The sequence below is a fragment of the Ruegeria sp. HKCCD7251 genome (assembly GCF_013031165.1).
Lineage (GTDB): Bacteria > Pseudomonadota > Alphaproteobacteria > Rhodobacterales > Rhodobacteraceae > Ruegeria.
In genome coordinates this window covers 110,340-124,954 of record NZ_WPZC01000008.1, presented here as the reverse complement: position 1 = coordinate 124,954, position 14,615 = coordinate 110,340, and the positions used below count along the sequence as shown (strand labels likewise).

General features: G+C 54.8%; 13 protein-coding genes. 8 read left to right on the top strand and 5 right to left on the bottom strand.

Features of this window, described 5'->3' with window-relative positions; translation table 11 throughout:
• Positions 1-127: 127 nt before the first annotated feature.
• The 3 genes from GOX75_RS17255 to GOX75_RS17245 all read left to right on the top strand — a co-directional run bounded on the left by GOX75_RS17255 (position 128) and on the right by GOX75_RS17245 (position 4,338).
• A complete protein-coding gene (locus GOX75_RS17255) occupies positions 128-1,660 on the top strand; it encodes a sulfatase-like hydrolase/transferase (RefSeq protein ID WP_171125157.1) in 1,533 nt (510 codons plus the stop codon).
• A 111-nt stretch (positions 1,661-1,771) separates the two neighbouring features.
• On the top strand, positions 1,772-3,637 hold the full coding sequence (locus tag GOX75_RS17250) for a PAS-domain containing protein (RefSeq protein WP_371808192.1): 1,866 nt from the start codon (positions 1,772-1,774) through the stop codon (positions 3,635-3,637).
• Entirely contained in the window at positions 3,637-4,338 is a 702-nt protein-coding gene (locus tag GOX75_RS17245) for a response regulator transcription factor (protein WP_171125153.1), read from the top strand. The genes GOX75_RS17250 and GOX75_RS17245 overlap by 1 nt, the downstream gene beginning before the upstream one ends.
• An 87-nt stretch (positions 4,339-4,425) precedes the next feature.
• Here GOX75_RS17245 and GOX75_RS17240 read toward each other — a convergent pair whose 3' ends face one another.
• The gene (locus GOX75_RS17240; protein ID WP_171125151.1) at positions 4,426-4,776 is read right to left on the bottom strand and encodes a hypothetical protein; all 351 of its coding nucleotides are present in this window, start codon (positions 4,774-4,776) and stop codon (positions 4,426-4,428) included.
• Positions 4,777-4,849: 73 nt separating this feature from the next.
• On the opposite strand from GOX75_RS17240, the gene GOX75_RS17235 reads away from it, so the two are divergent.
• Positions 4,850-5,479 (top strand): dockerin type I domain-containing protein, encoded by a 630-nt coding sequence (locus GOX75_RS17235; RefSeq protein ID WP_171125149.1) that lies wholly within the window; start codon positions 4,850-4,852, stop codon positions 5,477-5,479.
• Positions 5,480-5,533: 54 nt separating this feature from the next.
• Here the strand turns inward: GOX75_RS17235 and GOX75_RS17230 are convergent, their stop codons facing one another.
• From GOX75_RS17230 to GOX75_RS17215, 4 genes are all read right to left on the bottom strand, one after another.
• Positions 5,534-6,547 (bottom strand): DUF2955 domain-containing protein, encoded by a 1,014-nt coding sequence (locus GOX75_RS17230; protein WP_171125147.1) that lies wholly within the window; start codon positions 6,545-6,547, stop codon positions 5,534-5,536.
• A complete protein-coding gene (locus GOX75_RS17225) occupies positions 6,537-7,601 on the bottom strand; it encodes an HlyD family secretion protein (RefSeq protein WP_171123361.1) in 1,065 nt (354 codons plus the stop codon). The genes GOX75_RS17230 and GOX75_RS17225 overlap by 11 nt, the downstream gene beginning before the upstream one ends.
• Positions 7,598-8,677, bottom strand: a complete 1,080-nt coding sequence (locus GOX75_RS17220; RefSeq protein WP_171125145.1) for an AI-2E family transporter — start codon at positions 8,675-8,677, stop codon at positions 7,598-7,600. The genes GOX75_RS17225 and GOX75_RS17220 overlap by 4 nt, the downstream gene beginning before the upstream one ends.
• 172 nt (positions 8,678-8,849) lie before the next feature.
• Positions 8,850-9,119: a potassium channel family protein gene (locus GOX75_RS17215; RefSeq protein WP_371808189.1), complete on the bottom strand. Its 270-nt coding sequence runs from the start codon at positions 9,117-9,119 to the stop codon at positions 8,850-8,852.
• A gap of 233 nt (positions 9,120-9,352) precedes the next feature.
• Between GOX75_RS17215 and GOX75_RS17210 the strand changes: the two genes are divergently transcribed.
• The 4 genes from GOX75_RS17210 to GOX75_RS17195 are packed head-to-tail and all read left to right on the top strand — an operon-like array spanning position 9,353 to position 14,615.
• Entirely contained in the window at positions 9,353-9,679 is a 327-nt protein-coding gene (locus tag GOX75_RS17210; protein ID WP_171125143.1) for a hypothetical protein, read from the top strand.
• A complete protein-coding gene (locus GOX75_RS17205; RefSeq protein ID WP_171125141.1) occupies positions 9,636-12,026 on the top strand; it encodes a DUF3141 domain-containing protein in 2,391 nt (796 codons plus the stop codon). Before GOX75_RS17210 ends, GOX75_RS17205 begins: the two co-directional genes overlap by 44 nt.
• 29 nt (positions 12,027-12,055) lie before the next feature.
• On the top strand, positions 12,056-13,450 hold the full coding sequence (locus GOX75_RS17200; RefSeq protein ID WP_171125139.1) for a bifunctional enoyl-CoA hydratase/phosphate acetyltransferase: 1,395 nt from the start codon (positions 12,056-12,058) through the stop codon (positions 13,448-13,450).
• The gene (locus tag GOX75_RS17195) at positions 13,443-14,615 is read left to right on the top strand and encodes an acetate/propionate family kinase (RefSeq protein WP_171125137.1); all 1,173 of its coding nucleotides are present in this window, start codon (positions 13,443-13,445) and stop codon (positions 14,613-14,615) included. Before GOX75_RS17200 ends, GOX75_RS17195 begins: the two co-directional genes overlap by 8 nt.

Here is a 14,615-nt window from a genome sequence, read left to right as displayed (position 1 = left end):
GGGCCATGAACTTGCTTAGGGCCGGGCAAGGGGCGTTTGGATCTCCGCGCGACAATCTTGTTGCCCGCGACCGCGAACCAAGACAGAGTTTGCCCGGACCCACGTCTACGGAATCATGGAGAATGGAATGCGGCGCGCGGGAAATGTCCTGTTCATCATCATAGATCAATTGCGGGCCGATTGTCTGAACGGAGCGTTGGCCGCGCATGTCGACTTGCCGAACCTGCGGGAGTTCATGACGGATGCCGTTACATTTGACCGCCATTATTCCGTGACGAATCCGTGCGGACCGTCCAGAGCGTCGATTTTGACAGGCCAATACGCGATGAACCATCGTTCAGTGCGCAATGGAACGCCTTTGCGGCATGACACACCAAACATTGCCACCGAGGTGCGAAAGGCTGGGTACGTGCCGTTGCTGTTCGGCTATACCGACACTACGGCAGACCCAAGGGTTCACGACCCCAATGACCCGATCTTGCGATCCTATGAAAACCCGATGTCCGGGTTCGAAGAAGTTGTCGAAATGCGGTTGGAGGAATCTTACCCTTGGCGATCCCATCTTTTGCAAAAGGGTTATGAATTCGACGATTACTGGGACGTCCATAAACCCGTAGCCCCAGACGCAAGCAAAGCTCGCCTTAATGACCCAGCCATGTACGCGGCGCAAGACAGTGATACCGCGTTCCTGACAGACGTATTCCTGAACAGCATGGCGTCGCGCGTAGGTGAGGGTTGGTTCGCACACTTGACCTATATCCGACCACATCCGCCGCTGGTGGCCCCCGCGCCTTATAACAACATGTATGATCCGACGGCTTTGCCCCGGCCTGTTGGCTTTGCCGACGCAGACAGCGAGCGTGCTTTGCATCCTTTCTTTGGGCCGACGATGGCCAAACAGACTCCTGCCGATTTTGTTTTGGGTTTCGACCAGGTCGACCCGACACCCGAGAACATCCAGACGCTAAGAGCCGTGTACCTGGGGCTGGCCACCGAGGTAGATCATCACGTGGGTCGTGTTCTCCGGTTTCTCAAGGACAGCGGCCAGTACGACGACACTTTGGTAGTCATCACCGCCGATCACGGTGAGATGCTGGGGGACCGACATAGTTGGGGCAAAATGACTGTCTATGATGCGGCCTACCACACGCCTCTGATGATCCGCTTACCTGGAAATCAGGCTCGGGCAGGCGCGGTTGTATCAGAACCAACCGAGTCCATAGATATCACCCCAACCATTCTGGAATGGGTTGGACAAACGATCCCAAACTCGATGGACGGGCGATCCCTTATGCCGGTCCTGCACGGGCAGGTCCCGGATGATTGGCGCAGCTATACGTTCAGCGAATTGGATTTTTCCCAACCAGAAAGACCAACCATCTGGCAGAGAGAACTGGGAACCGGCCACAGCGACTCATGCCTTGGAATACTGCGCGACGCCCGGTTTACACTGGTTGAATTCGCCGCGGACGTGGCGCCCATGCTGTTTGATCACGCTGCTCAGGGAGAGATGGAGAACGTCGCTGAAAAGCCAGAATACGGGACTGAACTTGCACGCCTGACGCGCCTTATGTTGCGCCATCGGATGCGAAATATGGACCATACTTTGTCCCTTCACTCGATCACGCCAGATGGGCCTATGTCGAAAGACCGGTTTTGAAGTTCACCCAACCTGTCACGCCGAACCCCCCTACACCTGCGATAATTCCGGTGTTACGCATGAGGGGTGCGGAGGGCGGATTTGAACATTACTGAAGAACAGATCAAGACTATGACAACCGCGGGCCTTAACCTGATTGGGCAGGGTTTGTCTATATATGACAATCAGTTACGGCTGGTTGTCAGCAATCGCCCGTTCCAGGCCATGTTTAACCTGCCTGATCACCTTGTCGAACCCGGTTCGCTGTTTCGCGATACAATCCAATACCTTGCTGAAAACGGCGAGTATGGAGATGACGCCAGTGTCGTGGAAGTTGTCGAAACGCGCGTCGCTCAGGCCCTGACATTCGAGCCGCATTACCTGGAGCGGGTACGTTCTAACGGTCAGGTTATTTCCGTTGAAGGCGCCCCATTGCCAAATGGCGGCTGGGTGGCCGTTTATACAGACATAACCAATACTAAACAGGCTGAGGCATTGCTGCGTGCTCGATCGGTTGAGCTGTCCAGTCAGCTTCTGGACCGCGCTGAAGAGCTGTCCGCAACCAATCGAAAACTGGCGGCGACAAACGCAGCTTTGGAAGAGGCCAAGCGTCAGTTGACCGAGATCGAAGCCCGCACGCGCATGACGACCGAGATGATGCCAGCTCATATCGCGCATTTGGATGCCGAGGGGCGGTACGATTATTCCAACCGACGGCTTAATTCCGTCATGCCCGGACGCCCATCCGAGATTTTGGGAATGCATATCGAACGGGCATTGGGCGCGGCCTCTTACGCGCGTGTCCAGCCGCACCTGAAAAAAGCCTATGAGGGTGAAACCTCGGTTTTTGAATTCACCGAAGATCAGGGATCCAGACGTATCCGCGTGTCCTTTACGCCAGACAGTGTGGGCGGCGTCTATGTCATGTCAGTCGACATTACCGAAGAGACACAGGCGCGGGTTGCTCTGCAGCAGACACGCAGACGGGCCATGGCGGCACAAATGACAAGCGGGCTGGCGCATGACTTTTCCAACCTGTTGACAATCATCCTTGGCATGCAATCCCGGTTGGACAAGATGGATCTGCCGGAACCTGCGCGCGAATTGGTGGCAGCGACACAACAGACTGCCCGGCGGGGTGGGCAACTGCTCAACCGTATCGCCGATATGACGGGTAGCCGGACACCTCAGCCAAAGGCGACCGATATGCGTGGTTTGCTGGAAGACCTGCGCATTCTGGCGTCACCCTCTTTGCCGCGAGGGGTCGGTTTGTCGGTGGTAAACACTCTTCCGGACGAAGCTTTGATGCTGGATCCCGGAATGCTGCAGGATGCGCTACTGAATCTTGTTCTCAATGCTAGAGATGCGTGTGGCGAAACGGGTCAGATTACGATCAGCGCCCATACAGTGGGTTCGATTTGGGTCGAAGTCACAGTGTCGGACACTGGTCCGGGGTTCTCTGCCGATGCCTTGAAGAAAGCATTGAACCCGTTTTTTACCACCAAGGGCAGCGAAGGGTCAGGTCTGGGTTTGCCGATGGTGTATGACACGGTGAAACTGGCCGGTGGTGATCTGAACTTGCGCAATACTCCGTCGGGGGCTTCGGTTGTTTTGCGATTGCCCTATCGACCGGCGCCACCTGTTCAGGAAGGTATGGTTCTTTTGGTCGAAGACAGTGACGACCTGCGCAGTCAGTTCCGTGACATGCTGGTTGATCTTGGTTTTTCGGTGATCGAGGCGACATCGGTGGATGAAGCTCTGGCGCTTGCGTCAGATATCGAGGATATCGTGCTGGTGCTTTCTGATATCCGTCTTGAAGGGGAAGGCACCGGGTTGGATTTGCTGGATCGGTTAAAGGCCAAGTTGCCATGTATCCTGATGACGTCCTTACCTTACTCCGACCCCTTGCATCGAAAGGCGCTGACGCTTGCGCCGGTTCTGCGTAAACCCTTTACGAGGGCTCAATTGTCCGCCCTGATCCGCGCGGAGGCTGCGTGATGACTCAACCTTTGGTAACCATCGTCGATGACGAACCTGAAATCCGCCGGATTTTAACTGATGCGCTCGAAGATGCGGGGTTCAAGACACAAAGTTTTTCACGGGCCCGCGAATTTGAGGCTTCGCTGAAGCGTGTCACGCCGGATGTCTGTCTTGTGGATTTGTCCTTGCCCGATACCGATGGCCTTGCGTTGGTTCACAGGCTTGCGCTGGAACAGGGTGCGGCGGTGATAATCATTTCCGGCCGGGCGCAAGTGCAGGACCGAGTAACAGGGCTGGAGCTTGGCGCGGATGACTATATCACCAAGCCCTTTGATCCGGCAGAAGTCGTTGCACGCGTCCGGGCAAGGCTGCGGTCGCCACGGTCCCAAATCACACAGTCGGACGCAGCACGGTTTAACGGATGGACAGCTTATTTCGACCGCTACATCCTTGAGAATAAGGCCGGGCAAGAGACACCGTTCAGTCACGCCGAGGGTGAGGTTTTGCGGCTGTTTCTGGAAAGCCCAAAAAGGCTGATAAGCCGCGCCCAAATGCAAGAAGCGTTAGGCGGAGCGGCGGGTGAAAGTTTTGACAGGGCGATGGATGTCAGAATTTCCCGTTTGCGTACAAAGTTGGGTGAAGACCCAAAAAACCCTCGCCTGATCAAGACAATCTATGGTGCCGGCTACATATTCCTTGGGGATGTGGATTGGCTGTAGCGCGGCGGGCGATGGTCTTGAAACTCGCAGAAAGACCAATCGTCTTGCTGCGTATGTCACCGCAAAATCGGCCTGGTTTGGGATTGCTCACTCGCGCAGAGCCTGATTCCTGATCTTGATCACGGGCTGAACAATATATTCCCAAACGGTCTTTTTCCCTGAAAGGATGTCAACTTCTGCAATCATACCGGGAATGATCTCAATCGACACTCCGTTTGCATCCAAAAACGACTGCCGCGTTTTAATTTCAACAACGAAGACTTCTTCGTCATCCCGTTCAGACCGGGAAATAGTGCTGGCGCCGATCCTGGTTATGTTTCCGTCCAAAGCGCCGTATCGAACGAAATCATAAGCGGTAATCTCAACCTTTACGGGTTGCCCGGCGTATAGAAATGCGATGTCTTTTGGGGGTACATAAGCGGGACAACTGACGTTCACTTCTACGCAACATGGCGCCAGGATCGGTTACCTTAACGAAAAGGTCGAGTTGATCTCTGCGTCGGGGGGCGGATTGTCAGCGGATCAAGTCTTTGGTGCGGGCTTTGGCGGGCCTGACCACATACCAGTCGATTTCGGAGATTTCGGCGGTCTAGACCCCGGAAGCTCGGACGGTGTTCTGGGGCCCGTCACCATTAATTCCCAAACCGAAAACCCCGCATTGGGACAGGCTGAAGTCAGGTTTTCTCTGGATGGCGGCGGCACGGTCAGTGTGCGCACGGATGAGGATGGACGGTTTGATTTGGGTTTGCCGCCTGGAGTGTTCTCGGGCGATTTGGATATCGTAAAGACCTATTCCACGGCGAGTTCAGATATTGATGCGTTGGACGCATTGCAGGTCTTGCGAATGTCCGTCGGGTTGAACCCGACATGGGGAGCTCCAGCACCGGAAAACATCATTGCTGCCGACATAACATGGGATGGAACAGTCAATGCGCTAGATGCCCTGGCCATTTTGCAAACAGCCGTTGGTCAAACGTCCCAGCACAAGCCTCAATGGGTGTTTCTGGATGATGACGCGGACCTTTCGGGTATTACCAGATCGAATGTCGACTACGAGACAGGCGTGGGTGTCACGATTGATGGCGGCGGTTTCGTGACGGATATGACATCTATATTGCTTGGTAATCTGGAGCCTGTTTAAACCGTCGTAACGCTAAGGCACGTTAAAATGCTGCCCCGATATCGTGCAGCCGTTCTAACCAAGCGCGTTGCGCTGTTTTCGTTCGGGCCAGAATTCATCCACCACCACATACGCTGTGATAACAAAGAATGCGGCACTTGCGACCTGCAGCACGCGCGTGATGCTTTTGACATCCGCTTCATCCGAAAATGGGGCGACTGATCCACCGTAGACGATCAAAGCAGTTGTGATCGCCGATCCTGCTGCTGCCGCCAATGGAGTTTGCGATTTTCCAAGAGCCCCAAGAACAATGCAGAAGAAAAAGCACAGCAGTACGGGTGTCAGAATAACAGGCGCGACGACGTTGATCTCATAGCAGATGATTGAAACTGCCGCGCCCAGCAAGTTCGCGGACAGCATCGCCTTGGCAACGGTTTTCCCGGCCGCAGGCATCGCTGCAAGCTGTTGGCTGAGAAGCGCGACAAAGAACAGAACAAGCAGCGCTGACGCTCCGTAAAGGAAGAAAGCAATCGCAAACGGCACTGTCACCAGAGACATTCTGAAAATGCGCCGGTTTGGATCAAAATCCTGATCAGCAACAGCTTTCTTTTGCGCCTCGGCGGGTGGGGTGGCTGGGATAAGTACGAACATCAGAGTGGATACAAAACCCGCAAAGAACAGGTTCATAGGAATCCAGAACACCAATACCAGCGCCAGATCCTGCGATTGAAGAACAAGATTTGGGATCATCAACGCTCCCATTAGCGCGATGACACCCGGCAATACCCCGGCCCCGGAAACAGACCACGTAAAGGACAGTATGATTCCGATCGCCATTAAGACCAAGAAAACAACCGGATAAGGCGCAAAGACTGACGACAGCGAAAACGAGATGAACATCAGTCCAATGGAAAACACGAAGAGCTTCCCAAACGCGGCCAATGGCAAAGCTGCGGGTGCTTGCAGGAACAGAGCTGTGAACACCGCGCCGACAACCGCCAGCGGCCATCCAAGAAACAAACCTAGGGCGAAAACGCCCGTTACCCCAAGCGCCAGACGGAGTACTGCGTGTTTGTCTTCAATACGCATAAGACAGGATCGAAACCAAGCGGATATAAGTACGACCCACCAAGTTCAGAGGCGCATTGTCGCTGAGGTACATGATCACATCCGCTTGCCCGTTGAGCTGGAACCGAAGGTCATCTTCGGCGTTTCCGGCCTCATAGCCCGGCAACACGATCCGAACCGGGAACCGTTCGGGTTCGCGCAGGAATCCCTTGGTACTGGGTGGGCTAGCAAGCTGGCCGGGTTCATCAGCGCCGCTTAGGGAAACAGCCGCGCTAAAGCTTTCGACCTTGCCTGACACGATCTGACCGGGATGCATGTCCAGAACAACCTCGACAGGAGAACCGACAACGGCGCGGCCAAGGTTGTTTTCGGTGAAATAGGCTTCGATCCAGACATCGGTTGCATCAAGGAACGTCAAAAGATCCTGACCCGAGCGGGCATATGTCCCGGGGGCAATAAGCAAGTTCGAAATCACGCCCGTTGCAGGTGCGCGCAATTCTGTCCATTCCAGATTCAGCTCTGCATCGGCCAAAGCAGCAAGTGCACGTTGAATTTTAGGGTTCTCCAGCCCCTCATCCCCAAGGCGTTGCTTTGCTTTTTCCAGATCAGCCTTGGCATTTTCCAGATTGGCTTCGGATTCGGCCAATTGCCCGCGCGCATCGTCGGCGCGCGAGACAGCAATCAGCCCTTTCTTTTCCAAGGCAAAGACGCGCTCGGTCTGAATGCGCATCGTATCAAGGTCGCTCTGGGCCCGCGCCAATTTTGCCTGTGCCGCGCTGACTTCAGCCGACGATGCGCCCACTTCCTGAGTGGCCGCTTCCAGATCGGCTTCGGCCTTGGCCCGTTCGATTTCATACGGCCTGCGATCAATGCGTACCAGAACGTCCCCGGCTGAAACGACCTGACCGTTTTCCACCAGAACCTCGGTCACCGTTCCGGTGACCTGAGGAACAATCTGGGTTGCAACGGCCTTGACCCTGGCATTGCCGGTAAACGGAGTTTGGCGATCAGCGACCAGATACCAGACCAGAAACAGAAGAATAACCGCAAGCGTTGTCCAAATCGTTTTCCTCATTCCGCCGCACCTTCGGTCGAATCCGAGGTTCCTGGCGACGCATCGATCCAGACCTTGAACAGTTCATAGAAAACCGCAAACAGGACGGGCCCCATGAAAATTCCGATCAAGCCATAAGCCATCATGCCACCCAGAACGCCGATCAAAATAACCAGCATCGGGGTTTCCAACCCCTTCGAGATAAAGACCGGGCGAAGGAAACTGTCCATGATACTGACCGGAATGGCGAGAACGGTGAAGATCAATGCAGCGCCGCCTGACATGGAACTCCAAGCGTAAATGATCACGGGCAGTAGAACCAGGCCCGGGCCGATCTGAATGATCGACAGGATAAGGCTCACGAAGGCCAGAGTTGCCGCCGAAGAAATCCCGAAGACAGCCAAAAGTACCCACACAACAATCGCCTGAATCGCGGCGACTCCGATAACTCCTTTGGTGACATTTCGGATCGTTGCCCCCGCCAGGGTGACAAACTCACCACCACGTGGGGCAAAGACACGGTTGGCGAACCGTTGAAGCCCCTCAACCATTTGCGGCCCCGGCTTGAATAGCGCCCCCATGATGATGACTGAAAGTGCAAGTCCCAGAAGGCCAATGCCGATACCCAGAACCTTTCCAAACAGGGACTTTGTGACTTCAAGGATTTGAGCACCGTATTTGGCAAGTGCGCCATCCAGGTTTCGCTCAAACATGGTCCAGACTTCGCCAAGCTTGTTTCCGATCAAGGGCAATTCCTTGATGCCTTCGGGAGCAGGTGGAATTTTAAGTTCTCCGCGGTCTGCTTGTTCAGCGAAGTCGGAGCCAAGTTCAGCCGCCCCTGAAACGGCGGTGGCGACAGGCCCCAGGGTCAACAACAGACCCAACAGAACCAAGATTGTAGCCGCTAGCGACTTTCTTCCGCCCAATTTGCCTTGGAGCCAGTCGAAAACAGGATAGAGCGCAACGCACAGAATTGCCGCCCAGATCACAACGCTTGCAAGCGGGGCTACCATTATCAGCGCGCTATATAGAAACAGTCCTAAGAACAGCAGGCGAATTGCCAGATCGACGATCTTGGCGTCTTGAGTCTTTTCCATTCCATCCCTCCCAAATATTTTTTATCTGAATATTAGACTCAAAAAATTGGATATGCACACTTTTTTAGTTCTGGAGGTGCTGTATCGGCTTGATTGAAAACTCAAAAATTTGGGTCGCGAGTGGCGCCCGGGCTGAGATTGCGTTGAATTCAATGAAGAGGATTCCGGCTGTCTACCCGTCTTTTTCGTCGTCGTCCTGTGAAAGAATTGTGTCTGCCACTGTGGTCGCTGCGGTAACGAATACACCCAAGCCGACGATGATATACGCCATCGTGAATATTTTTCCGGCGGCTGTTTCCGGCGAAAAATCCCCAAACCCAACGGTCGAGATGGTCACGACCGAGAAGTAGATGGAATCAAGCCAGCTCCAGCCTTCGACGAAGTGATAAAAAACCGAAGCCCAAAGGATCATGCCAACCGTGAAGGCCAATATACCCTTCACTCTGCCATCTTTGAATGCGACGCCAATTCCCCGAGTTATTCTGGTAAGTGAGTTCATTGTGCCCTCGTTATATGTTTTGTGCCGGCATAGTAATCAGATTTTTGAATATTTCAAAAAGTCCCTATTTGCTGCTGTTTCGCGGGTTTCTTCATTGCCTAGGCCCAATCTCCTTTCCCGATCACCCAACAAGGGCGCGCGATTTCGTCAAAGTTTCATATCGCCGTGGAAAGTTTGTGGTAAACATCAAAACAGGCTATGCTGCACCGCAGAAAGATGCGAGAGAATCGACCGTGTTCCGTTTTGAAGGAGCGAAATCGCTGGTTGCCGGTATTGCTAACGATCAGCCAACAATCTGGGCAGTTGGAAACACTCGTCCTATCGTTGCTCTTGCCCCAAAGAAAGGTTTGCACCAGCGAGATGTCGTTACATCTGTCGAGGGGTTTCACCTGGCTATGGATGTCTTGGTTCATGCTCTGCCGTCGGCAGATTCAGCACCGTCTGAAAGAGGATATTCACATGATTACGAATGCTCATTCGAAATCCCTGCAGTTTGGCTCTGATATGGCCAGGGACGCGGTTGCCGTGAATGAACGGACTGTCGGGGCCGTAGCTAACGCGTTGGAACAGTCCGGAGTTCAGTGGAACTTGCTGTCAAAATCAATGGCGCTGCAGTCCGGCAGGATCGTGCAGGACCACACGGACCGGACCCGTCAGTTGGTTCAGAACATGGCAGAATGTTCCGAACGGCTTGTGGCATCCCGATCAATTGTCAAAGACTGGGGGGAATACCTGAAAGACGCAGGCCAACGGGTTGCCCTGACCATGGATGCCTTGCGCGAACGCGGAGATGTCTTCCTCGAGCACGAAGCTGCAGGCTGCCCGCCCGTTCTTATCTATGATTACGAGGTAATCACCGACGGTAGGCACCTGAAACGGCCCTGCAACTATCAGTTGTTGCGCATCCTTCCGCCCGAGGGTGTGACCGTTGAAGATAACAAGCGCCCATATATCATCATCGACCCACGCGCGGGTCATGGCGGCGGCATCGGCGGCTTCAAGCATGACAGTCAGGTTGGTGTTGCTCTGGCCAAGGGCCACCCGGTCTATTTCGTCAGCTTTGGGCGCGATCCTGTTCCCGGTCAGACTCTGGCGGATGTCATGCATGCCGAGGCAGGGTTTGTCCGAACCGTGCGTGCACGCAATCCAAACAGCCCGCACCCTGTTGTCACCGGAAATTGTCAGGGCGGGTGGGCGACGTTGCTAATGGCTGCGTGCAATCCCGATTTAAACGGTCCGTTGGTTCTGAACGGCGCGCCTGTTGCGCCTTGGGCTGGGGCGGTTGGGGAAAACCCGATGCGCTATAATGCCGGGGTTCTGGGTGGGACGTGGCAGCCGATGTTCTGGTCGGACTTGGGGGCAGGTCAATTTGACGGCGCCAATCTGGTTATGAACTTTGAGCAGCTAAATCCCAGCCGAAACTACTTTGGCAAATACTTCGATCTCTACAGGGATCCTGACGGGGGTCGACAGCGCTTTATAGATTTCGAACGCTGGTGGGGCGGATATTTCATCCTGAATGAGGCCGAAATCCATTGGATCGTCGAACAGCTTTTCGTCGGTAACCGTTTGGTCAAGAACACGGCTCAGCTCGAACCCGGTGTCCCGGTCGATATCAAGGTCATCAAAGGGCCGATCTTTGTGTTTGCTAGTCAGGGTGACAACATCACACCACCGCAGCAAGCCCTGAACTGGATTTCTGAGACTTATTCCGACGAAGAGGAAATCCGCGTCCGTGGGCAGCGCATCGTCTATATGCTGCACGACGAGGTGGGTCATCTGGGCATCTTTGTTTCGTCAAAAGTGGCACGGAAAGAACATCGAGAGCTTACCTCTACGCTGGAAACCGTCGAGTCAATGGCACCCGGCCTGTACGAAATGCAGATCGAAAACATCGAGGGTGAAGGCACCGACAAGGAATTCGAAGTTCGTTTTCACGAGCGTACATTGGCAGATCTCGCCGTTCTGGATGATGGCCAGCAGGATGAAATGAGCTTTGCCGCCGTTGCCCATATGTCAGAAACTCAGGCCAATTTATACGAGACATTTGGCCGTCCGATCGTACGATCCTTGTCGACGCCCGCTTCGGCAAACGCCCTTCGTGACTTACACCCCCTGCGCGTGCAACGCGCTGCATTGTCTTCGGCCCAACCTGCCACATTGGGAATAAAACTCTGGGCGGACATGGCGCGGGAACACCGCAAACCCGCCGCGCCGGAAAATCCATTTTTGGAACTCGAGAAGATTACGGCGGACTGGATAGAGCAGGTGATGGATTATGGCCGCGACTTTCGCGATGCGTGGTACGAGCTGACATTCTTTTCTCTTTGGAGCGGGCCTTTGGCAGCGTGGTTCGGTCGGAAGAACGCCGCGCACAGAACATTGGTGAATCCTGAAAGTCTGAAGTCATTGCCCGAGGTCGAAGCGGCACTTGCGCACATAAAACAGGGGTCACTGGCTGAAGCTGTTGTTCGGATGCTGATCCTTCTGGTCGACAGCAATCAAAGCTTTCGGGCTGAAATTCTAGACCGGTGGGCCCAAGTCTTCAAACATGATGAACCATTCAAAGGGCTTACGGTTGATCAACGTCATCGCCTGCTGCATGAACAGTCGCTTATAGTGACCTTTGATAAGCAAGAAGCGATAAACACGTTGCCTGATTTGCTTCCCCTAAAGAAAGACCGTATGCAGGCGGTTAACCTTCTCCGGCGGATCGCCGGAAAAGTGCAAAAGCCCACTCCTGAACTGTTCGAGATGGTTGATGAATTGTGTGACATTCTTGACCTGCCAAAGCCTCAGGATGAAGCGGCACCGGCGCCTGCGAACAACTCTGAGACGCTGCCTGCGTGATCCCCTGCTGATAGAAAAGCCCGCTCAAAATGAAAATCTATGAGAACCGAACATTTGCCCAATTGAATGTAGGTGACGAAGCCAAACTGACGCGTCTTTGCACGGTTGATGACCTCTATGCGTTTGCCTCCGCATCGGGGGACCACAATCCCCTGCACTTGGCGGCCTATGACGGTGACGGCGATGGGCAGCCCGAGGCGGTGGCACCGGCTTTGTGGCCCGCTGGTCTGGTTGCCGCTGTGCTGGGTAACGTATTGCCGGGGGCGGGGACTCAAACCCGTCGGGCGGACCTGTCCTTCCACATTCCCGTTCTTGCCGGTGACGAATTAACGGCGTTTGTTTCGGTTGCCGAAAAGCGCGATGATGGCGATCTGATCTGCAGCGCCGAAGTGCGCCGCGTCGGAGATAACGCCTTGGTCCTGAGCGGTACAGTTCAGGTCACGCCCCCGGCCCAGCACATGGAGTTCGACTCGATCGAAGTTCCGGGCCTTGTCGTCCAGCGCCATCGTCATTTCGACGCGTTGCTTGAAAAGGCAAGACCTTTAGACCCTATGCCAACGGCAGTGGTTGCGCCCGAGGATGGCAATTCGCTGAGTGGTGCGCTGCTGGGTCATGCCAACAGCATCATCACGCCGATCCTTGTTGGGGATCCTGACAAGATCAAGGCCGCAGCAGCAGAGATAGGTGCGGATATCTCCGGTTTCGAGATCGTCGAGGCTCGGGGTCACGGGCTTGCCGCACATCGCGCGGTAGATTTGGTGGTTGAAGGGAAAGCACAGACCCTGATGAAGGGGTATCTGCATACGGATGAGCTGTTGCATGCCGTCTTGCGCCGGGAAAACGGATTGCGAACTGGTCGGCGTTTGTCTCATGTCTTTGTGATGGACGTCCCGGGGATGCCAAGACCTATCATGGTGACGGACGCGGCGGTGAATATCGCGCCGGACCTCGAAACCAAAGCCGACATCGTTCAGAACGCAATTCATCTGGCACAATCCATTGGGATCGAAACGCCGAAGGTCGGTGTTTTGTCAGCCGTTGAAACCGTAAACCCGCATATGCCCTCATCTGTGGATGCGGCGCTGCTGTCTAAAATGGCTGAACGCGGACAGATTACCGGCGGGTTGGTCGATGGCCCACTTGCGATGGACAACGCGGTTGATCTGAAGGCTGCCCGCACCAAGGGCATCACGTCCGAGGTTGCCGGATCAGCAGATATTCTGGTCGCCCCGAATATCGAGGCGGGCAATATGGTTGCGAAACAGCTAACCTTTATTTCTCATGCCGAGGCTGCGGGCATCGTGGTGGGGGCGGGCGCCCCGATCATCTTGACTTCGCGGTCTGATGATGATGCCTCGCGCTTGGCGTCCTGTGCGGTTGCGGCGCTGCGTGCTTATGCAAGCAAAGGTAAGCTCTATGGCTGATCATGTATTGGCGCTGAACGCCGGGTCTTCGTCACTGAAATTCGCGTTGTACGAAGTCATCGAGGAAAACCGCCCCAGCATGCGATGGCGAGGTCAGATCGAGCGTTTGGGGGATGCCCCTAGATTGCTGGCTCAGTCTGCCGGAGGTCGGTCGATCAACCGCCCGCTGTCGAATACCCAGAGCCACGATGAAGCTATCCACGCTTTTCTGGAAATGGCGCGGGAATATCTTCCGGATATCCATGTGAAAGCAATCGGCCATCGTGTTGTCCACGGTGGCACCGTCTATTCTGAACCGGTTCTTATTGATGAAACGGTTATAGATACATTGACGGGGTTTGTTCCTTTCGCCCCTTTGCATCAACCTTATTCTCTGGCTGGGATCCGGGCCGCCAGCGCTGCATTCCCGGATACCATTCAGGTGGCGTGTTTTGATACGGCCTTTCACCGAACGCACCCTTGGGTCAACGATACTTTTGCCTTACCGCAAAGTTACTATGAAAAAGGGGTCCGTCGGTACGGATTCCACGGGCTGAGCTACGACTATATCTCTGGGAAACTGAAAGAGATCGCACCGGGTCTGTACGATGGCCGCGTGGTGATTGCGCATCTGGGGAATGGTGCATCCATGTGTGCGGTCTCGGGTGGGCGCGCGGTTGCCTCGACGATGGGATTCTCGGCGTTGGACGGTCTGCCGATGGGGACGCGCAGCGGCCAACTCGATCCTGGTGTGGTGTTGTACATGATGCAGCAGGATGGAATGTCGGCAGATGAAATCGCCGAAGTTCTTTATCGCAAGTCCGGTCTTCTCGGCCTGTCTGGTGTTTCGTCTGATATGCGTACGCTTTTGGCTGCTGATACGCCGGATGCCCGCAAGGCCATCGACTATTACGTGTTCCGCATCCGCCGGGAACTGGGAGCGCTGTCCGCCGCGTTGGAAGGTATTGACGCGCTGATCTTTACGGGTGGCGTTGGCGAGAATTCGGCCCCGATTCGGCAGATGGTGTGCGACGGAATGCGCTGGATCGGAATCGAATTGGACCACGCGCGAAACGCGGATGGCGGCACAGTCTTGTCGACGGATTTTAGCCGCGTCCGCATCCTGTCGATACCAACCAACGAAGAAATGGTAATTGCGCGCGCCGCGGTCAAACTGATGCAATAA

Coding starts and splice junctions, on each gene's coding strand:
- GOX75_RS17245 (WP_171125153.1), top strand. CDS start 3,637: ATGACTCAACCTTTGGTAACCATCGTCGATGACGAACCTGAAATCCGC.
- GOX75_RS17200 (WP_171125139.1), top strand. CDS start 12,056: ATGAAAATCTATGAGAACCGAACATTTGCCCAATTGAATGTAGGTGAC.
- GOX75_RS17220 (WP_171125145.1), bottom strand. CDS start 8,677: ATGGAAAAGACTCAAGACGCCAAGATCGTCGATCTGGCAATTCGCCTG.
- GOX75_RS17230 (WP_171125147.1), bottom strand. CDS start 6,547: ATGCGTATTGAAGACAAACACGCAGTACTCCGTCTGGCGCTTGGGGTA.
- GOX75_RS17255 (WP_171125157.1), top strand. CDS start 128: ATGCGGCGCGCGGGAAATGTCCTGTTCATCATCATAGATCAATTGCGG.
- GOX75_RS17205 (WP_171125141.1), top strand. CDS start 9,636: ATGATTACGAATGCTCATTCGAAATCCCTGCAGTTTGGCTCTGATATG.
- GOX75_RS17250 (WP_371808192.1), top strand. CDS start 1,772: ATGACAACCGCGGGCCTTAACCTGATTGGGCAGGGTTTGTCTATATAT.
- GOX75_RS17195 (WP_171125137.1), top strand. CDS start 13,443: ATGGCTGATCATGTATTGGCGCTGAACGCCGGGTCTTCGTCACTGAAA.
- GOX75_RS17225 (WP_171123361.1), bottom strand. CDS start 7,601: ATGAGGAAAACGATTTGGACAACGCTTGCGGTTATTCTTCTGTTTCTG.